Source organism: Paenibacillus sp. J22P277 (assembly GCF_059383675.1).
The window spans coordinates 120,020-139,347 of the sequence record NZ_JBXENS010000007.1 but is presented as its reverse complement, the minus strand read 5'-3'; the positions used below and the strand labels follow the sequence as shown (position 1 = coordinate 139,347).

Genomic DNA, 19,328 nt, shown 5'->3' with positions numbered 1-19,328 from the left:
ACGCTTTCAAAACCCGAGCTTTTCTAGAATGGTGGACTATTATTGGGTATTGCGCGGAAGCTCGATCAAGATGCTCGTCCCTTCGCCTCGCGCGGAATGGATCCGGATGCCGTACGTCTCGCCGTAGGCCATCCGGATGCGGGAGATCGTGTTCTTGATGCCGATGGACGCGGATTCCTTGTACAGGATGGCGTCGATCCCTTCCTTGCTGATGCCCCGCCCGTTGTCGCGGATCTCGAAATGCCGGCTGCCGCCCGACGTCCAGCCGCGGATCGCGATCAGCCCGCCGGCCTCCAGCCCGCCGAAACCGTGCAGAATGGCATTTTCCACGAACGGCTGGAACAGCAGGCGCGGCAGCTTCTCTTCGTAAAGCGCGGGCTCGATCTCGTAGACGACCTCGAATTTCCCTTCGAACCGGGCCGCCATGATGTAGAAATAGTTGCGCATCCATTCCAGTTCCTCCGACAGATGAACGGCGCCCCAGTCCTTGCGGGACGTGTAATGCAGCATGTTGGACAAGCAGACGAGCATCTTGCTCAGCTCCTTCTGCCCGTTCTCGATCGCCGTCCAGTTCATGATGTTGAGCGTGTTGTACAGGAAATGCGGATTCATCTGCATGTTGAGCGCCTGAATCTCCGCTTCCTTCTCCTTGAGCTTGATCTCGTAATTTTCCTTGACCAGCATATGGATGCGGTCGTTCATCCGGTTGAACCGCTGCGATAGCAGGCCGAACTCGTCCTTGCGCGTCACCTCGACCCGCGTCTGGAAATCCCCTTCTCCCACCGACCGCATCGCGCTCATGAGCTTCTTGATCGGTCCGGTGATCCGGCCGAGGATCACGTACGCGAACAGCAGCGCGACGCCGCTCAGCGCCAGCGCGCTCACGATCGTCGAGGTGCGGATGACGGGCACGAGACTGCTCACGAGCGCCGACTGCGGCGTCACGACGATGGACAGCCAGCCCGTCAGCTCCGAGCGGTCGAAGCAGACGATCCGGTTCTCCCCGTCCAGCGACAGCCGCTCCGTCCCGCTTCCCTGCGCGCGGAATCGATCGATCCACGGCTGCTCGTAGCGCTTCGTGATCTGCGACTTGTCGCTGGACGCCACGACGATGCCGTCGGGGTTCAGGACCATATAAGACGAACCGGCAGGAATGTCCTGCTCGAAGAGCTCGTCCAGCACCGTGGACTTGTAGCTGATCGTCAGCACGGGGCGCTCCACCCCCGGCTTCAGCTTGACCAGCGTGCTGTCCTCCAGATGGGAGAAATTCAGCAGCCGGGTCGCGGAGAACAGGTAGCGAAAATCGATCGTCCCCTCCTGAAGCCAAGGCTGGTCGAACATCGCCGTGAAATCGTACGTCGGGTACCAGACCATTTTCCCGCCTGCCTGCACGGCCTCCTTATAAATCCGCGATTGGGACGGATCGCCCTGGGGAAGCGAGAGCGACAAGCCGAAGCTGTAGTACGAGGTCCAGAGCTGCGCGGCGTACACTTCTTCGTTCTGGGAGAAGTACTTGCTCAGGATCGCGGAGATCTGGCGATCGGCGGCCACGAGATCCTCTTCCTTGGACGGATCGAGCTTGTTGAAGATCTGGAACAGATCCTTGTCGACGAACATCGACCGGCTGTTCTGGTCCGCGATGCCGAGCTTCGTGTCGATCACGTCGTTGTTCTTCTTGACGACGGCGTAGACGTTCTTCTGCGCCTGCTCCGTGACGACGTTCAGGCTCGACCGGTAGAACAGCGAGCTGAGCACGAGGAGCGGCAGCGCGATGAGCGTCAGGTAACTGAGCAGCAGCCTTGCCCGGAACGTCATGGCGTGTCCCCTTTCCCGGCCTGCGGCCGCGCCATATGCTTATAGTTTTCCGGAGACAGTCCGACCTGGCGCTTGAACATCCGCGTAAAATATTTCGTGTCCCGGTAGCCGCTTTGCTCCGCGATCTCGTAGACCTTGAGCTGCCCGGCGGCAAGCAGCTCCTTGGCCCGGCGCATGCGCGCCTCCGTGAGATGGTCGGAGAACGAGCGTCCCGTCCGCTGCTTGATTAACGTGCTGAAATACGAGGCATTGAAATGAAACTGCTCCGCCGCCATCTCCAAGGTGACATCCTCCCGGTAATGCGTCTGAATCCAGCTTAAGCAGTGCTCCACGACGAGCTCGCTCCTGCCCTGCTTGCGTTCGGCGAGCGACCGGTGCACCTCGCCCAAGCAGCGGAGCAGCAGCTCCATGAGCGCCTCGCCGCTGCGGCATGCCGGCAGCTCCGAGGCGGCTGCTTGGGTGAGAGCGCTTCCAATCCGTTGCTCGACGATATCGCGGGTTCGGCTCTTGATCTTGATCAGCGTCAAGGACGCGTAATCCTTCATGAGCTTGGGATCGGCGCGCCCTCCGGCCGCAAGCTCCCGGAATGCCCCGCGGCACAGGGCCTCGGCTGCCGCCATCGTCGGCTCCTGAAGCGCCTCGAACAGCCGCTCGCCGTCCAGCCGGAACGCGGGTTCCGCTGGCGGCTCAAGCGTATCGCCGCTTGCGACGCCCTGCCATTCTTCGTGGAACGTATATGCGAGCGCCGTCTGGGCTTGTCGGTACAGGCCGGGGATATCCGCGCCGTCCTGCCCGTTCACCGTCCCGGCCGATATGGAACCGATGCCATACGAAGCCCGGATGCCGCATCGCCGCCATTCCTCCCCAAGCGCCAGCAGCGCGCCGCGGAGTTCCTCCCGCTTCGCGGACGGCGGCCGCCCGAGCAGCAGCGCCGAGACCAGCCTCGCTCCTTGATTCGGAGCGACCTGCAAGGAAAACGTGCAGACTTCGCCGAATGCCGCGACCGCGCTGCTCAGCTGCTCCGTCAGCGTTTCAAGCATGAGCGGCGACTCGCCGGGGTCATGGCCGCACTCCCCTCCACCCGGACTGAATTCCGTCAGCACCAGCGTATCCGCCTCACGCACCCGCTCCCAGTCCTCCAGCTCCGCCCGTTCGTCCGGCGGCAGCTCGCCGCTCAGCCACAAGTGCAGCAAGCGGCTCCGGTACGCGGAGGATGCCAGCCGCAGCCTTTGCTTCATGCTGTCGGACTCCCCGCGCTCCTTCGTTTCCGCAGCGAGCTGCTCCTCCAGCCGCCGCAGCAGCGCCTCCACCTTCTCGGCATCCACCGGCTTCAGCAAATAATCGTACGCGCCGTGCCGGATCGCGGTCTGGGCGTATTCGAACAGATTGTAGGCCGATACCATGACGACCTTTGTCCGCAAATCCTCCTCCTCCAGCAGCTGCAGGAACGCAAGCCCGTCCATGTTCGGCATTTGGATGTCGCTCAGCACCACGTCGGGCAGCCCGGACCGCACGATCGCGACCGCCGCTTGCCCGTCTTTGGCCGTCGCGACCTGCGCGTCCGGCCGCATCTCCCGGATCATGGCCGCCATCCCTCTCAAGTGCCGCGGCTCGTCGTCCACGATCAGAATGTTCATGCCGCTCTCCTTCCCGCCCGCCAGGGCCAATAGTTTCTTATACAGTACTACGTCCCGAAGACCTTGGGTAGAGGGCATGAAGGCGCATTCTTTAATTGGGTTAATTATCTCCTGCCTTTGGACAGGCGCCTGATCTGCGCGGCTTTCGCACCGCTATCAATTATGCGGACAACCCAAACAGGCCGCCGAGCGCCTCGGGCAGCCTGTTGCGTTACCGATCCGGATAACGGGACCGATCCTATTAGTTGTTTCGCGGAACTGCGTCTCCCCCGATCAAGGCGCGATCGGGATCGTCTCCTCGTCCCCGCTCCATCGCACGATCAGCTTCAAGGCGACGTTCGACTTCGCTTCGATCCGCGGCGGCGGTAGGAATCCTTCCATTCGGCAGTTCACGATTCGCCGCCGCTCCTTCGTTCTTCATGCGCGTGCTCTCCCTGCGTGCCTTAAAGCACGTATGTTTGACCGTCCTTCGGCCATTCCACCTCGCCATGGAAAACCTGCTTCGCGGCCTCGACGCACGATGCCGCTTTGCCCGACTCGGCGTGAATGAGCAGCAGCTTCTGCACGCCCGCCGCCTCCGCGATCCGGCCCGCGTCAAGCGCGCCTGCGTGCATGTAGGCATTGCGGTCCGGATCCGCGGCGATCGGTCCGAGCGCCGATTCATGAATAAGCAGCGCGCTGCCCTTCGCATGCTCGGCGATCGGCGGATGATACGCCGTATCGCCGGTAAACGCGATTACCTTCTCCGTCCGCTTGTCCGCGAACCGGTAGCACAGCCCCTGCACGGGATGAATCGTCGAACAGGTCGCGATCCGGAAGTCCGCCTCTTCATAGCCGTCCCCGGGCACGAGCGGAATAAGCGTCGGCACGTTGTCCTTCTCGTAGTACCGCTCCGCGTGCAGGAAGCTCAAAGCCCGTTTCACGATCAGCTCCAGGTCGTCCGCCGGTCCGACGATCTTCAGCTCCCGCAGCGGTTTGCCGCGCATCAGAAAGTAATACAGCAGCGACGGCAGCGACATGTAATGATCATGGTGAAAATGCGTAAAAAAGACGTATTCCAGCTGCAGCGGATCGATCCCCCGATTGCGTAAATTCGAGATGACCGACCAGCCTGTATCGACCAGGTAGCGGTCGTTGATCAGGAACGTCGGCGAATCCCCGCCGACCTCCGGTATCGCTCCCGACGTTCCCAAGAACGTGATCGTCGTCCGATTATCCATGGCGCGTTCCTCCTTCGCGCGATGCTCCATTGCGCAATTCCCCCTTCGTTAAACGGTCACCCGCATGAGATCATGCGCGATCCGTACGCAGCCCGCATGTCCGGCGGAGACGATCCGCTGCAGTTCGTCCGTCCGCAGGTCCCATTCATGATGAATATGCGTGATCAGCAGGTCGGCGATCCGCTGCTCCCTCACGAACGCATTCAGCTTCTCCGGATGAATATGGCCGAACTCGTGAATGACCAGATCCGCGTCCGGCAGCGCGGGGACGATATCGCCGGACGTCAGGACGTCGCCGCTGACGACGATCTTCTTGCCGTCGGCGCGAAGCACCATGCCGTAGGCGATCGGAGCGATTGCATGGCCGTGCTTCTCGTCGATTTTGCGCCAATTCTCGTTGTTCAGGTGCATCGTTTTGAAAAATTCGATCCGCAGCCCGTCCTGCTCGAATACGAAGTCCTCGTCGTAATCATGCGCTTCGAGCTGGAAAGGATAGATGTCCTGCGGGATAATGAACATGTTCTGCAGCAAGCCGACTTTGCGGACCGTGCCCGCGGGACCGTAGACCGGCAAATCGTCCCGCTTGTGCGTCAATTGCAAATCCTGGATGAGCATCGGCAATCCGCTCGCGTGGTCGGGATGCCAATGGGTCAAAAATACGGCATCGATATTTCTGGGATCCTCCCCCATCTTCTTCAGCAGCATGCTCGCGGGGCAACCGCAATCGATCAGATACAACCGGCCGTTCCGTTTGACGGCCATGCCGCTGTGATGGCGATTGGCCGTCGACACGCCGGCGCTCGTTCCCAAAAACAAAAGTTCAGTCATGTGTGCACCTCATCCGAATATCGTTCAACTTCCAAGCTGCCGCGCAGAAACTGGCGGCGCTGGCGGGAATATGCCAGGAGCTATCGATTCCACTCATTTTGATTGATTTTGATGATCAAAATGATATATTTAGATGTATTCCTTGTAAGAATGTTTGCAAACGATCAGGAACGATGATCATAAACGGGAGCGCGGCCGAATGAAGAAAAGACATGTCGACATCATAAAATTGGTCAAACAGAAGCCATACATGACGATCGAGGAGTTATGCCAGGCGCTGGAGGTATCTCCCGCTACGATGCGGCGCGATCTGACCTTGCTCGAAGACGCGGGAGCCATCCTGCGGATCAATGGCGGCGCGATGTTCAAGCAGCAGGACGAAATCCAAACCGCCGGCGGCAAGGAGGCCGATCCGTACGAGGGCGAGAAGATCCGCATCGCGAAAGCCGCCGCCGCGATCGTCAAGGAAGGCGATACGATCTTCATCGACGCGGGCTCGACGAACCAGCACATCGTCGATCGCCTGGCGGACAAATCCAACATTACCATCATCACGAACAGCCTCGAGATCGCCTACCGGCTTAATCCGATCAAGGAAAAGCGGGATCTCTCCGTCATCATTTGCGGCGGCGCGCTTGGCGAGGCGAACCCCGACAGCATCGTCGGGCCCGTGGCCGAGAAGATGATCGCCATGTTCCGCGCCAACCTCGCCTTCATCGGCACGTCGGCCATCGATATCAAGCAAGGCGTGACCGATGCGTACCTGGCATCGGCCCGCATCAAAGAGAACATGATCGAGAACGCCAACAAGGTATACCTCGTGACCGACCGCAGCAAATTCGGCGTCATTAATACCGCCTTCGTCTGCCCGATCGACAAGATCGACCATGTCATCACCGATCGGGACGCCCCCGCGCATGACATCGGCGAATTGAAGAATAGAGGCATCGCCGTCACGCTTGTCTAGCTCGGCGGCCGCTCCCCTTGTCCCGTGCATGTACGACCGGGATAAGGGGATTTTTTATGGGCCGCGCTTCCTTGGGGCACGCTCAGTTCGCTTGCTTCAGGAGCTGCAGCAAATGCGGCAGCTCCTCCGGTTTCGGCGCGGGTGGCCTGCGCCACCGGTGCGAACGGGCCGTCGCCGACCCCGCTTATCAAGCCCTTCAGGACGGCCGCGTTCATGCCCCGACGGCCCAAGCCGACACGTCGCCCCGATCGGCCAAGGTCGCCGATTCCGCCGCCAACTCTCCTCCGCCGGCGAAACCGAAGGCGCGCACGAGTATCGTCGCCATTTCATCGCGCGTGACGTTCGCTATCCGTTTCGCGCCTGCCCATTTCGTCAACCCAACCATTTTCCCGCCCCATCCTCCTCGATAAAGATGAGTAAACTCGATCCGTCCGAAACTTCTTCTGTCCGATTTGATCGATAATGATCAAAATGTTGCTATACACATGTATTATAGGCGCTAATATTCATATACTCTATCATATTTCGGAATTTTTCCATATATTATTTGTAAATATGATTGAAAGTGATCATTTTATTTCCGGCACCGTTCGGTCTGCTGCAGCTGTGCGCGGCAAGCGCCAATATACCTGCTGTTGCTTGCCCGGCGATATCAGGGATGCGCCGCCATGTCGCGGCGTCCGTTTCGCGCATAATCCCCCGGTTATGAAGCACACTAATATTTTCCAGCATGAATGATCGATTCGGGAGGCCTGGCCATGCGGTTCAAAGACGTCTTCTCCATCATCGGCCCGCCCATGATCGGGCCATCGAGTTCCCATACGGCGGGCGCGGCGCGCATCGGCAGAGCCGCCAGGCAGCTGTTCGGGCGGCTGCCGCGGCGCGCGGACGTGATCTTCTACGGCTCGTTCGCCGCGACCTACGAGGGGCACGGCACGTATGCCGCCATCGTCGGCGGGCTGCTGGACATGGCGACCGACGACGTCCGCCTGCCGGATTCGCTGGAGCTCGCCGTGCAATCGGGCATGCAGGCGGAGGTTGGGACGGGAACCGGCCTGTACCCTCATCCCAACACGGCCGAGCTCCGGCTGTACGAGGATGCCGACGACGAGCACCCGGCGTTCACGCTCATTGGCACGTCCATCGGCGGCGGCAATATCGAGATCGTGGACATCGACGGCTTCAAGGTGAAGATGACGGGCAATTATCCGACGCTCGTCATCCGAAACGACGACGCGCCCGGCATGATCGCCATCGTGGCGCGCCTGCTGCAGCAGCACGGGATCAACATCGGGACGATGACCGTCGACCGCAAGAGCCGCAGCGGCGAAGCGATGATGGCGCTGGAGACGGACGAGGATTTTCCGCCGGAATTGAAGGACGAGCTCGCAGCCTATCCCGAGATCCATAAAGTCGGCTTTGTCCATATCACGTAAAGGAAGGAACGATCGACCATGCAATTTCGAACGCTGCGCCAGCTTGCCGAGCAAGCGGAAGCGCGCGGCTTGTCCATCGGGCGATACATGCTCCAGGAGCAGGCGGAGGAATCCGGCAGGCAGCCGGAGGAGGAATTCCGCCAGATGGCGGCATATTACGGCATTATGAAAGAAGCCGTCCGGCGCGGCTTGACGGAGGATACGACCTCGCGCAGCGGGCTGACCGGCCAGGACGCCAAGCGCGTCATGGCGTATCGCGGAGGCGGCGCGGCCGGAGGTGGTACCTCGGCTGGCGGTATGGCGGCGGACGGCGGAGCGATGAGCAATCCTGCGGCGCGCAGCGCGGCAACGGACAGAGCAGCGGCTGACGGTACAGCCGCTAGCGGCACCACGGCTGACGATACGGCGGCTGGCGGCGCAGCCACGAGCGGAGCCGCGACGAGCAACGCGACGACCAGCGGTGCGGCGACGGGCGGATACACGCTGCTCGGCGACGAAGCCAGCCTCGCGATGAGCTACGCGCTGGCCGTCTCCGAGGTGAACGCGTCCATGGGACGCGTCATCGCGACGCCGACCGCCGGGTCCTGCGGCGTCATTCCCGGCGTGTTCGTCAGCTGCCAGGAGCGGTTCGGCTGGACCGACGAGGACATGACCTACGGCTTGTTCGCCGCCGGGGCGATCGGGTACGTCATCGCCAACAACTCGTTCGTCTCGGGCGCGGAAGGCGGCTGCCAGGCCGAGATCGGCTCGGCGATCGGCATGGCCGCCGGCGCGTTGGCGGATCTGCGCGGCGCGAGACCGGCGCAAGCCGTACATGCCGTCGGCCTCGCGCTCAAGAATTCGCTCGGCCTCGTCTGCGACCCCGTCGGCGGCCTCGTCGAGGTGCCCTGCATCGTCCGCAACGGCTTCGGCGCCGTCACCGCGCTGGCCGCGGCGGACATGGCGCTCTCGGGGGTGCGCAGCGTCATCCCGTCCGACGAAGTGGTGCAGGTCATGCTGGAGGTCGGCACGGCGATGCCGGACGCGCTGCGGGAAACCGCGCGGGGCGGTCTCGCGCAGACGCCGACGGGCAAGCAGATCATGGCGGACCTGCGGAAGAAGAAATAAGCCATCGCGACAAACAGGCATGCCCAAGCCGAAGCTTGCGGGCATGCCTGTTTGATTGCGCCTGTTTGTTCGATGCCGAAATCATTTATGCCATGCTATTGGTTCAGGAGGTAGTACCAATAGGACCCATTTCAATTAGCAGAATACGGGACGCGAGATGATGACCAGCAAGATGAACAGGACAAGAATGATTCCGGCGAAGCCGCCGCCCAAGCCGATGCCGCCGACAGGGCCGCAACCTTGACCTACTCCTCCGACGTTTCCTAATCCATAACCCATTTTTTCATCCCCTTTAAGTTTAGGTACATCTGTAATATATGTCCTTTCGTCCAACTTGCATGGGCCTCGCCGAAGAAAGGGCCATTACCCCGCTCGGCCGCATCCGCGGGATGAACCGAATGCGGGCGTTCGCGAGCCGCAAACCGCGTCAATGGCGGGAATCGGACCGGGAGACGCACGCGCCCTCGTCCAGCCCAACATGAGGCCGGCAGGTAGAATAGCCCGGCATCCGGACGTTTGGGTCGATGCCATTCCCCTCCAAATGCCCGCGCCCGACTTACCGGGCCACGCTGGCAGCTCCGTCCCACGCTAATCGAAATCCCGTCATTGAAGAAGCTCCAGGCCCACAAAAACAAACGGCAACCGCTCCTCCTACGAGCCCGTGGAACGATAATGGCGTACGCCGAACTGCCATACGAGCACGCAGGGCAGCATGAACGCGAAGCCCGCGAGGGGCGTCAGCATGTAGAGAATACCGTTGCCGTCGGCCCGGCCCAGTATATAGAGCATCGGCAAATAGTTGACGCAGCCGAACGGAATGATGAACGTGAAGAACACCGTCACCCATTTCTGATAAATATTGAGCGGATACTGCGCCATCTCGCGGCCCCCGTCGGTAAAGATGTTCGCGATCTCCAGCCCCTCGATGGTCCAAAAGCACAGCGTCGCCGCCAGCATGAAGATGCCGGTGAAGATCATCACGCCGCTGGCTACCATGAGGATCATCGTGATCGCCTTCGCCGCGGTCCAAGCGATGGGCAAGTGAACGAGCGCCACCGCGAGCACCAGACAGCTCTGAAGCAGGCGGCCGAAGCGGGTGAATTCGAACTTGGAGCCGAGCACCTGCAGCGCCGTCGTGCGGGGACGAACGAGCAAGCGGTCGAAATCGCCGCTGCCGACCAAGCTGGAGAAGGCATCGAAGCCGCGGGAGAAGCATTCGCTGAACGAAAAGGCCAGATGGATCACGGCAAAGCAAAGCGCGACCTCGTAGAAGCTCCATCCCCGCACCTGGCCGAAACGTTCGAACATGAAATACAAGCCCGCGAACACCGAGAACGGGATGAAGAATTGGCCGATGGTCAGCAGCCAGAACGAGGTCCTGTACTGCATCTGAGACTTGAATTGAATCAATAAATAGTGAACGTATAAACGCATCGCGTTACCCTCCCTGAACGACGACTTGCCGCAGCGCCCGATGCAAGCTCCATCTGCCGAAGCCGACCAGCGCCGCAAGCCACAACAGCTGAATCAGAATCCCCCACAGCGCCTCGGCCTGCGGGATTTGCCCGGAATACACGCGGAAAGGAAAATCCGCCGTCCATCGGAACGGCAAGGCGTTGGCGATTTGCTGCAGCCATGCGGGCATCAGCGGGACCGGAATGACCAAGCCGGCGAAAAACTCGCCCGCCACGGCGATCAACAGCGTCGAACCGACGGGCGACATGGTCCAAAACACGGAGATATAGATCAGCATCGAGATCGAAACCACGACGAGCAGGCCAAGCAGAAGCGACACGACGAAGAGCAAGCCTGCCGTGAGCGATGGAGGTAGTTGGAGCCGATAGGCCCGGGGAAGCAGGAACGCGACGACGAGGATCGGGAAACAACGCAGCGCCGCGCTGGACACGCGCTGCGCGAGCAGCTTGGAGAACCAGAATTCGTAGATACCGCACGGCCTGCAAAGCTCGTAGGCGATATTTCCTCCGGTGATCAATTGAAAGATCTCGTTATCGCGGAACCAGAGCATGATGAAAGCCAGAAAGATCTGCTGCAGCCAGGTATACGTAACGACGTCCTGCAGGGAAATAGGCTGCTCTTGCGTGCTATGTTGATAGAAAGCGACGAAGATCATGATAAAGACAAGGCCGAAGAACAGCTGCGTCGCCATGCCCGCGTAAGCGGCCGCGCGGTACTGCATCCCGTTGATGAACCGCAGCCTCCAAACCGAGAGATACGCGTTCATATCCGATGCTCCTTATACAGCTCGACGATCAGTTCGTCGACGGGTTTCGTCTCGATCGCCACGTCCACCAGCTCGACCTGCTCCGATAATCGCGCGATCACGCGGGCCATCAATACCTGCTCGGTGTCCACGCTCAGCACCGCCCTCTCCGGCGACCACGAGAGCAAGGAAGCGCCCGGGATATCGAGCGGCGTGGCATTGGGATGATAATCGACCGTAACCGTGCGATGGGTGCCAAAGCGACCGCGGAGCTCATCCAGGTTGCCGTCGTAGAGCAGCGTCCCGTTGCCGATCATCAGGATCCTGTCGGCCAAGGCCTCGATATCGCTCATGTCGTGCGTCGTGAGGATGACGGTGACGCCTTTTTCTTTATTGATGGTTTTGATGAATTGCCTGACCGCGATTTTGCTGATCGCGTCCAACCCGATCGTCGGTTCGTCCAAGAACAGAATCTTGGGGCCGTGCAGAAGAGACGCGGCGATCTCGCAGCGCATCCGCTGCCCTAGGCTGAGCTGCCTGACCGGGGTTTGAAGAAGACTGCCGAGTCCCAGCGTTTCCGTGAGCAAGTCGAGATTTCCGGCATACGATGCTTGGGGGATCTTATAAATATCCCTTAGGAGCTCGAAGGAATCGATGACCGGCACGTCCCACCACAGCTGCGAGCGTTGGCCGAAGACGACGCCGATATTGCCGACGTAAGCCCTTCGTTCCTGCCAGGGCGTATAGCCCATGATGGAACAGCTTCCGCGATCGGGCACCATGATGCCGCTCATGACTTTGATCGTCGTGGATTTGCCCGCGCCGTTCGGTCCGATATAACCGACGATCTCCCCTTCCTTGATGGTGAACGAGATATCCCGGAGCGCATCTACGATGGTATGCTCACGGACGAACAAAGCTTTCATGGCTTGCCGCATGCCCGCCGACCGCTTCGCTACGCGGAAAGATTTACTGATGCCTTGCAGTGTGATCATCGCTTCTTAAGCCTCCTCTTTATTAGCCGCTCGAAAAATATATCCAAAACCGGAAAAAAAGTATAGACTTATAATAAATCCTCGTTTATAATAATATTATAGAGGTCGAGGACATCTATTTCGTACCCAAAGATTTAAAAATTACTTTTTTTACGAACATTTTCGTTTTTTTAATTGTCTATTATGTACGACCGAACATATATGAAGCACCTGTTGCCGCGAGCAGCAGGTGCTTTTTTGTTTTTAGCTGGGCGCCATGCACCCTTGCCTGCACGCCTGCGGCTTTTTCCGCGAGGCAGCCCGGCCGCGCCGGACTCGACAAGGCGGTTCGAATATTGCATGCTGTAAGTAACCGCCGATTGCGTCATCGTTCAGGAGCATATCGTCTAGCCCATACGATCGGCGCTAATCGGACTCGCTTGCGCGAACAAGGAGGAACATGCCATGGATTTGGAACTGAAGGGGCGAACCGTCATCGTGACGGCCGCCAGCAAAGGTCTGGGGAAAGCAGCCGCGCTGCGGCTCTCGCAGGAGGGGGCGAACGTGGTCATCTGCGGCCGCCATGCGGAGACGATCGAGGGCGCGGCCGCCGACATCCGGTCGGCGACCGGCGGGGACGTGCTGGCCGTGCGGGCAGACGTCTCCTCGGCGGCGGATATCGCGTCGCTCGTCTCGGCCAGCGTCGAGCGGTACGGCCGGATCGACGGCCTCGTATGCAATGCCGGGGGACCGCCCGCGGGATCGTTCGCCGCGATCACGGACGAGCAATGGGAGTCCGCGTTCCAGCTGAACATGATGAGCGTCATTCGGCTCATCCGGCAGTCGCTGCCGCATTTCACGGCGGATGGCGGCCGCATCGTCTACGTCTCCTCGACGTCGATCAAGCAACCGATCCCGGGCCTCGTGCTCAGCAACGCGCTGCGGCTCGGCGTGCAGGGCTTGATCAAGACGCTCGCCGACGAGCTGGCGCCGCGCAACATTTTGATCAACACTGCCGCGCCCGGCCGCTTCGCGACGGACCGCGTCCGGTCGATGGACGAATCCCGCGCCGCCGCGACGGGCGTCCCGTACGAGGAACAGCGCGCGAAGTCCGAGCGCGAAATCGGCGTGGGACGTTACGGCGACCCGGCGGAGTTCGCCCGTTACGTCGCGTTCCTGGCATCGCCCGCGAATAGCTACGTGACCGGGCAAAGCCTGATGGTCGACGGCGGCTTGGTGCGCGGGGTGTAGGCGTTTGGCGATTCGAAAAAGGGGCTGGCGCCTGTCGGTGCCGGCCCCTTTTCGTTTGTTTGCCGTGTGCTGTTACGTCGATGCATAGCACCGGGTGCCATCCCGTCCCCGAACAAAACCAGCCCCGAACCGCCGCTGTACCGGGCGTTTCGAGGCTGGTTTCACAAGTCGATGATGCGCTATACGAGCGCATGCTCCTTCTGCGCATCCTGCTTGACGGCGTAGATGAACGCGTACGTGCCGGATCCCACGGTCAAGCTCACGCCCGTACCGGTCTCCGCGGCCGCGAAAACGCCATCCGCCTCCGATGCATCGGCTCCGCCTTCCGTTAATTCTGCCAGCGTCACGCCGTCCAGCACCACCTCGGCCGTTGCATTCGCCGGGATCGTCAGACGCAGCACCGTCTCGCCGGCCTCCTGCGTCCAGCCGGATTCGATGCGGCCGTACGGGGACTCCAATGCCGCGCGCGCATGCGTGAGCGCGCCTTCGGCAAAGCGCGGCCGGATGCGGATTTTTTTGTACGCGGCGAACGATTCGTCCATGTCGAGTCCGGCCACGTAACGGTACATCCACTCGCCGATCGCGCCGTACGCGTAATGATTGTACGAATTCATGTCGTCGCTCCAGAACGAGCCGTCCGGCTTAATCCCGTCCCAGTGCTCCCAGATCGTCGTCGCGCCTTTGGAGACGGAATAGAGCCAGGACGGATAACTTTCCTGCATGAGCAGCTTCACGGCGGTGGCGTGGTAGCCGTTGTCCGACAGCGCGAAGCAGAGGTACGGCGTGCCGACGAAGCCCGTCGTCAGGTGGTAATCGTTCTGCGCGACCAGCTCGTTCAGCTCCCTGGCGACCCGCTTCTTGTCGTCGCCTTCGACGAGCCCGAACATGAGCGCGAGCGCGTGCGCCGTCTGCGTCGGCGCGGCCAGCCGGCCGTTCGGCGTCAGGAACTCGCGCCGGAACTCCGCTTTGATCCGGTCGTGCAGCTCGCCGTACGCGCGGACGTCCGCCGCTTTGCCGAGCACGACGGCCGTATCGCGGACCAACCGCGTCGAGTACGCGTAGTAGGCCGTGGCGATCAGATCGCGCGGCGTCGCGCCGACGTAGCTGTTTTCCTTGGCATCGAGCCCAAGCCAGTCGCCGAAATGAAACCCGGTGTTCCACAGGTACTCGTTCTCGCCCTGCCCGCGAATATAGGCCACCCACGCGCACATGCTCTCGTATTGCTCCTCCAGCAGACGGACATCCCCGTAACAGAGGTAGATCGTCCACGGGCAGATGACGGCGGCGTCGCCCCAAGCCGCGGACGTCGGAATGTTCTCCTGCGGCGGCGGGGTCGCGGATTCGTGCAGCGCGTTCGGGATGACGAACGGCACGCTGCCGTTCGGGTTCTGGTCCGCCTTCAGGTCGCGCAGCCACTTCGCGAAAAAGGACGCCACGTCGTAGTTGAACGCGGCGGTCCGGACGAATACCTGCGCATCGCCCGTCCAGCCGAGACGCTCGTCGCGCTGCGGACAGTCCGTCGGCACGTCGACGAAGTTGCCCCGCTGCCCCCACCCGATATTGCGCTGCAGCTGATTGATCATGTCGCTCGAGCTGTCGAATTCGCCGGTCAGCGCCATGTCGGTGTGAAGGACTTCGCCCGTGACGGCCTCGAGCAGGCCGCCTTCCTGCTGCTCCGGAACGCCTTCGATCCGCACGTACCGGAAGCCCATGAACGTGAACGTCGGCGCGTAGCTCTCGCCTGCGATTCCCTTGGCCGTATAGACGATCGTTTGCTTGGCGGTCCGCAAATTGCCGACGTAGAAATTGCCCTCCTTGTCCAGCACTTCCGCATGGCGAAGCGTGATCGCCGTTCCCGTCGGCACGTCCAGCGTCATTCGGATGCGCCCGACCATGTTCTGCCCCATGTCGAGCACGATCTCGCCCTTCGGCGTGCGGATCAAGCTTTGCGGCTTGATGATTTCCGTCACGCGAATCGGTTGATGCTCCTGAGCCGCCAAATGGTTCACCGGCAGGCCGACGGTTTCCGTCCCGCTCCAGCCCGAATCGTCGAATCCCGGCTCGCTCCAGCCTTCCTGCTCCAGATTCGCGTCGTACGTCTCGCCGTCGTAGAGATCCGCCAGCCGGATCGCGCCTTCGGACGATTTCCACGTAGCATCGCTGCACACGATCTCCTCCGTGCCGTCGGCATAGGCGATATGCAGCTGCAGCAGCAGCGCCCGGCGGTCGCCGTAGAGATTGATGCGGTTCGCTTCCCAGCCGAGCCGCCCCTTGTACCAGCCGTTGCCGAGCATCGCGCCGATGGCGTTCGCCCCGTCTCCCGCCAGCATGTCCGTCACGTCATAGGTTTGATATTGCTGCCGTTTGCGATAGCTGGTCCAGCCCGGCGCCAGCAATTCGTCCCCGACCCGCTTCCCGTTCAAGTACAGCTCGTACACGCCGGCGGCCGTCGCATAGATGCGCGCGGACGCGACGTCCGGCTTGACCGCGAACCGCTTGGCGAGCAGAAAAGCCGGCTTCGCCTGCGAATCGATCGCCGCCGCGTCGGGGGAGATCCACTCCGCCCGCCATTCGTCCGGCGAGAAGAACGACGTTTCCCACCAGACGGGTTCGCTCCATTCCGATTCGCGCCCGGACCGGTCCCATGCTTTGACCCGCGCCTGATAACGTGTCCGCGATTGCAGCTCCGGACCGGCGTACACCACCTGTATCGACGCATCCGAGAGAATTTTGCCCGTATCCCAAATCGGATCGTCGAAGCTTCCGTCCGCCTTGGCCGCCTGTACCCGGTAGGCTTCCTGCACCGTTCCCCGATCGGCCGACTGCAGCTTCCATCCTAACCGCGGCGCCTTGACGTCCGTTCCCAGCACGCCTGCGCGATACTCGCAAGTAAGCGATTTCACTATCAATCCCATTGATTGCCCACGCTCCATTCTATTCGTCGCTTGAAGGCTTCCTAGATCCAGTATAAGATGGAACCACATCGAATATTGCAGGCGAATGCGACCTTTGCCGTTGGCAAATAAGACATATCATGAAGAGGTGCCCAACGATGCCCATCCAACGCCCGATCGCGCAAATGCACGGCAAAGACTTCTTCGATCCCGCGCTGCCGATCTATGTCAACCGCGCGGTCGAGACGTACCAGCTGACGGAGCACCGCCACGATTTTGTGGAAATCAGCTACGTCAGCGAAGGGGCCGGCACGCATCATCTCGGCGAGGAAGCGTTCCCGGTCGCGCACGGCGATATTTTCCTCCTGCCCGTCGGGGTGTCGCACGTGTTCCGGCCGTCGAACGCTTCCCCCAAGCATCCGCTGATCGTGTACAATTGCGTTATCGCGCCGGAGGCCGCTCGCCGTCTCGCGGAGGCCGTACCCGGCGGGGAAGCGCTGCTGCCTTTCCTGGAGGCGGCCCACTACCGCAGGTACCGGGACCCGCACGGCGAATTCCACCGGTTGTTCCAGCGCCTGCATTACGAGTATCTCTCGGACCAGCCCGCCCGCGAGGCGGCGCTGCACCAAGGCGTATTGGGGCTGCTGCTCTATCTGTTCCGGCTGGACGGCCGCCATGGCACTCCCCCCGCTTCGGCCATGCTGCCCGCAGGCCTCGAGACGGTCATCGAAACGATCCACAGCCGCTTTGATCAGGACCTGCCCGCCAGACGGATGGCCGCCCTGGCCGGAATCGGCGAGCGTCAATTCCACCGGTTGTTCGCGAAGCAGACCGGCATGTCCTACAAAACCTACCATCAGAACGTCCGCATCAGCGAGGCCTGCCGGCTCCTCCGCACCACCGACCGCAAAATCAGCGATATCGCTTCCGCGGTCGGTTATCTGGACATCGCCTACTTCAACGGACTGTTCAAGCGGAAGAACGGCGTCACGCCGAGCGTTTACCGACAGGGCGATGCTTTTTGAATGGCCTGCGGAAGCGCGGCTTGGCGAAAACGGAGGTCGTATCGTCCGATTCGCACCGCCGATCGCTTCCATGAGCGACAGCTCGGCGCAATCCGTCGCCATCGAGTAAACAAACGCACATGCGCACATGCAAGAAGCCTCCCCGGCACGATGCCGGAGAGGCTTCTATTGCGTTAACTGCACAATTTTCCAAATCCATTACGAAGAAACGAGCTGCGGCCGCTCCGCGTCAAGCCGTTCTTCCAGGATCCGCTTCGCGACCCGGTAGCAATCGTCGACATGCGAATTGCCGACGTACTTCATGGCGCCGAAGCTTAAGGCGCCGGCCACGGCCGTGCCGATAACGGGCACGAATTTGGTCGTTCCTTTCACCGCGAAGCGCGCGGCCGCTTTCTTCACCAGCGCGAAGACCAGCCTGCGCGTGACGGCATGGCCGATCAGCTGGCTGCCGACCGACGTGATCATGCCGTAGACCACCGCCTTGCGCTGCGTGTCCAGCTCGGCCAGCTGCGCTTCCGAAAGCCCGAAGCGCCGGTTGATGTCCGGAATCAGGCTCATCAGCATGCCGACGTCCGCCAGCATGTCCGTTCCCGGAATCGGCACCATCGCCGCCGTCCCCGACAGCATCGCGCGCCTCGTTACCAGTTTCTTGCACGACTTGCGGATTTGCTCCAGCTCCTGCATCGATCGAGGCAGCATGGCAAGCCCCACCCTTCTATGCGACTCTTCCCGCCGTTGTCCGGCGGCGGCCGGAGGGGAGCAAGCGCTAGATCCCCGTACGGTATTTACGTTCGCTCGAGGAGTCGCGTTTCGTCTCGTCCTTGCTCTTCTCGTCCCGCTGTTCGATGGTCTGATCCTCGACCGGTATGGGATCGACCGTCCGTTCGCTCGCGAACCGGTCGAACAGGCTCTCCTCGTCGGTCGGCACGCCTTCCGGATTGTCCCGCTTGCCCTGCTGCGTCCGGCGGCCGTCGGCGCTGCGTTCGAATGCGTTCATTTCCATCACCCCGTAAGTTCGTCGTACCCTTCATTACCTTTTTCGGAGGATCGTCAAACAAACGGCGCTAGGCGCGCAGCAGCGATTCGATGACGGGCCGGAGGCGATCCGGCTCCTCCGGCGTCTCGAACCGGTCCGCGATCGTGCCGTCCCGGCCGACCAGGAACTTGGTGAAGTTCCACTTGATGCCGTCCCCCGCATACAAATCCGGATGCTTCGCCTGCAGGAAATCACGCATCCAGCGGCCGTTCTCGTCGGCGAGGTCGAAGCCTTGGAACGGCGCTCGGCCGGTCAAGTACGCAAACAGCGGATGCGCCCGTTCGCCGACGACGTCGACCTTCGCGGCCAGCGGAAACGACGCGCCGAACGACGCTTCGCAATACGTCCGGATCGCCTCGCCGTCGTCCGGCTCCTTCGCGTTGAACTGATTGCACGGGAAACCCAGCATATCGAAGCCCTGTTCGCGATAAGCGTCATACAACTGCTGCAGGCCCGCCATTTGCCGGGCGTAACCGCACCGGCTGGCCGTGTTGACGATCAGGAGCACCCGTCCGCGATACGCCGCCAACGGAATCGGCTCCCCGTCTATGCCTTGAACGGTAAAATCGTATATCGGCATGCCAGCCAACCTTCTTTCTCCCATCGAATGTGCCTCCATCATAAGACGGGAGACGCGGCCGGTCCAATAGGATTATGAAATATCGGCTATATGGAATGGCAATAAGCCCGCTGCGAAGAGCGGCTGTTCCGCGTGCGCGGTACGGGGCGGTTGCGCGGCTGCCGGGTCTGCGCGGGAGACCATTCGGTCGACTCGGTCAGCCCTGGCGGTCGTTCGGTCGGCACGCATAGCCAACGCCCAATGCGGCTGGAAAAGCATCGCGGCCGGTCGGTCGGCACGCAAAGCCGCGCTTGACCATGTTGCGGCTCGCTCTGCACGAACGACTTCGCTTTGCCAA

Annotated in this window: 18 protein-coding genes; 5 read left to right on the top strand and 13 right to left on the bottom strand. The window is 61.3% G+C overall.

Features of this window, described 5'->3' with window-relative positions:
* Positions 1–39: 39 nt before the first annotated feature.
* From AC50YL_RS24610 to AC50YL_RS24595, 4 genes are all read right to left on the bottom strand, one after another.
* Positions 40–1,815, bottom strand: a complete 1,776-nt coding sequence (locus AC50YL_RS24610) for a cache domain-containing sensor histidine kinase (protein WP_494835449.1) — start codon at positions 1,813–1,815, stop codon at positions 40–42.
* Complete coding sequence (locus AC50YL_RS24605) at positions 1,812–3,530, bottom strand: response regulator transcription factor (RefSeq protein ID WP_494835448.1); 1,719 nt, start codon at positions 3,528–3,530, stop codon at positions 1,812–1,814. The genes AC50YL_RS24610 and AC50YL_RS24605 overlap by 4 nt, the downstream gene beginning before the upstream one ends.
* Before the next feature lie 365 nt (positions 3,531–3,895).
* Positions 3,896–4,672: an MBL fold metallo-hydrolase gene (locus tag AC50YL_RS24600; protein WP_494835446.1), complete on the bottom strand. Its 777-nt coding sequence runs from the start codon at positions 4,670–4,672 to the stop codon at positions 3,896–3,898.
* A gap of 48 nt (positions 4,673–4,720) precedes the next feature.
* Positions 4,721–5,500 (bottom strand): MBL fold metallo-hydrolase, encoded by a 780-nt coding sequence (locus AC50YL_RS24595; RefSeq protein ID WP_494835444.1) that lies wholly within the window; start codon positions 5,498–5,500, stop codon positions 4,721–4,723.
* Between the two features lie 199 nt (positions 5,501–5,699).
* On the opposite strand from AC50YL_RS24595, the gene AC50YL_RS24590 reads away from it, so the two are divergent.
* The gene (locus AC50YL_RS24590; protein ID WP_494835442.1) at positions 5,700–6,467 is read left to right on the top strand and encodes a DeoR/GlpR family DNA-binding transcription regulator; all 768 of its coding nucleotides are present in this window, start codon (positions 5,700–5,702) and stop codon (positions 6,465–6,467) included.
* A gap of 211 nt (positions 6,468–6,678) precedes the next feature.
* Here the strand turns inward: AC50YL_RS24590 and AC50YL_RS24585 are convergent, their stop codons facing one another.
* Positions 6,679–6,852: a hypothetical protein gene (locus AC50YL_RS24585; RefSeq protein WP_494835440.1), complete on the bottom strand. Its 174-nt coding sequence runs from the start codon at positions 6,850–6,852 to the stop codon at positions 6,679–6,681.
* A gap of 373 nt (positions 6,853–7,225) precedes the next feature.
* Between AC50YL_RS24585 and sdaAB the strand changes: the two genes are divergently transcribed.
* On the top strand, positions 7,226–7,903 hold the full coding sequence (sdaAB, locus tag AC50YL_RS24580; RefSeq protein ID WP_494835439.1) for an L-serine ammonia-lyase, iron-sulfur-dependent subunit beta: 678 nt from the start codon (positions 7,226–7,228) through the stop codon (positions 7,901–7,903).
* Between the two features lie 18 nt (positions 7,904–7,921).
* Positions 7,922–9,010 (top strand): L-serine ammonia-lyase, iron-sulfur-dependent, subunit alpha, encoded by a 1,089-nt coding sequence (sdaAA, locus tag AC50YL_RS24575; protein WP_494835438.1) that lies wholly within the window; start codon positions 7,922–7,924, stop codon positions 9,008–9,010.
* Positions 9,011–9,145: 135 nt separating this feature from the next.
* Here the strand turns inward: sdaAA and AC50YL_RS24570 are convergent, their stop codons facing one another.
* The 4 genes from AC50YL_RS24570 to AC50YL_RS24555 all read right to left on the bottom strand — a co-directional run bounded on the left by AC50YL_RS24570 (position 9,146) and on the right by AC50YL_RS24555 (position 12,226).
* Positions 9,146–9,289 carry a sporulation protein YjcZ gene (locus tag AC50YL_RS24570; protein ID WP_161744230.1) on the bottom strand — a complete coding sequence of 48 codons (144 nt, stop codon included), beginning with the start codon at positions 9,287–9,289 and terminating at the stop codon, positions 9,146–9,148.
* Positions 9,290–9,661: 372 nt separating this feature from the next.
* Positions 9,662–10,444: an ABC transporter permease gene (locus AC50YL_RS24565; RefSeq protein WP_494835436.1), complete on the bottom strand. Its 783-nt coding sequence runs from the start codon at positions 10,442–10,444 to the stop codon at positions 9,662–9,664.
* Between the two features lie 4 nt (positions 10,445–10,448).
* Complete coding sequence (locus AC50YL_RS24560) at positions 10,449–11,252, bottom strand: ABC transporter permease (RefSeq protein WP_494835434.1); 804 nt, start codon at positions 11,250–11,252, stop codon at positions 10,449–10,451.
* Positions 11,249–12,226, bottom strand: a complete 978-nt coding sequence (locus AC50YL_RS24555) for an ABC transporter ATP-binding protein (RefSeq protein ID WP_494835433.1) — start codon at positions 12,224–12,226, stop codon at positions 11,249–11,251. The genes AC50YL_RS24560 and AC50YL_RS24555 overlap by 4 nt, the downstream gene beginning before the upstream one ends.
* Positions 12,227–12,670: 444 nt before the next feature.
* Between AC50YL_RS24555 and AC50YL_RS24550 the strand changes: the two genes are divergently transcribed.
* Positions 12,671–13,456 (top strand): SDR family oxidoreductase, encoded by a 786-nt coding sequence (locus AC50YL_RS24550; RefSeq protein WP_494835432.1) that lies wholly within the window; start codon positions 12,671–12,673, stop codon positions 13,454–13,456.
* Positions 13,457–13,635: 179 nt separating this feature from the next.
* On the opposite strand, the gene AC50YL_RS24545 is transcribed toward AC50YL_RS24550, so the two are convergent.
* Positions 13,636–16,371: an alpha-L-rhamnosidase gene (locus AC50YL_RS24545; protein ID WP_494835431.1), complete on the bottom strand. Its 2,736-nt coding sequence runs from the start codon at positions 16,369–16,371 to the stop codon at positions 13,636–13,638.
* A 137-nt stretch (positions 16,372–16,508) separates the two neighbouring features.
* Here AC50YL_RS24545 and AC50YL_RS24540 point away from each other — a divergent pair, with 137 nt between their 5' ends.
* On the top strand, positions 16,509–17,375 hold the full coding sequence (locus tag AC50YL_RS24540; RefSeq protein ID WP_494835429.1) for a helix-turn-helix domain-containing protein: 867 nt from the start codon (positions 16,509–16,511) through the stop codon (positions 17,373–17,375).
* Between the two features lie 198 nt (positions 17,376–17,573).
* Here the strand turns inward: AC50YL_RS24540 and AC50YL_RS24535 are convergent, their stop codons facing one another.
* The 3 genes from AC50YL_RS24535 to AC50YL_RS24525 all read right to left on the bottom strand — a co-directional run bounded on the left by AC50YL_RS24535 (position 17,574) and on the right by AC50YL_RS24525 (position 18,991).
* Complete coding sequence (locus AC50YL_RS24535) at positions 17,574–18,074, bottom strand: hypothetical protein (protein WP_494835428.1); 501 nt, start codon at positions 18,072–18,074, stop codon at positions 17,574–17,576.
* A gap of 67 nt (positions 18,075–18,141) precedes the next feature.
* Entirely contained in the window at positions 18,142–18,372 is a 231-nt protein-coding gene (locus tag AC50YL_RS24530; RefSeq protein WP_494835427.1) for a YczO family protein, read from the bottom strand.
* A gap of 67 nt (positions 18,373–18,439) precedes the next feature.
* Complete coding sequence (locus tag AC50YL_RS24525; protein ID WP_494836009.1) at positions 18,440–18,991, bottom strand: glutathione peroxidase; 552 nt, start codon at positions 18,989–18,991, stop codon at positions 18,440–18,442.
* Positions 18,992–19,328: the final 337 nt, after the last annotated feature.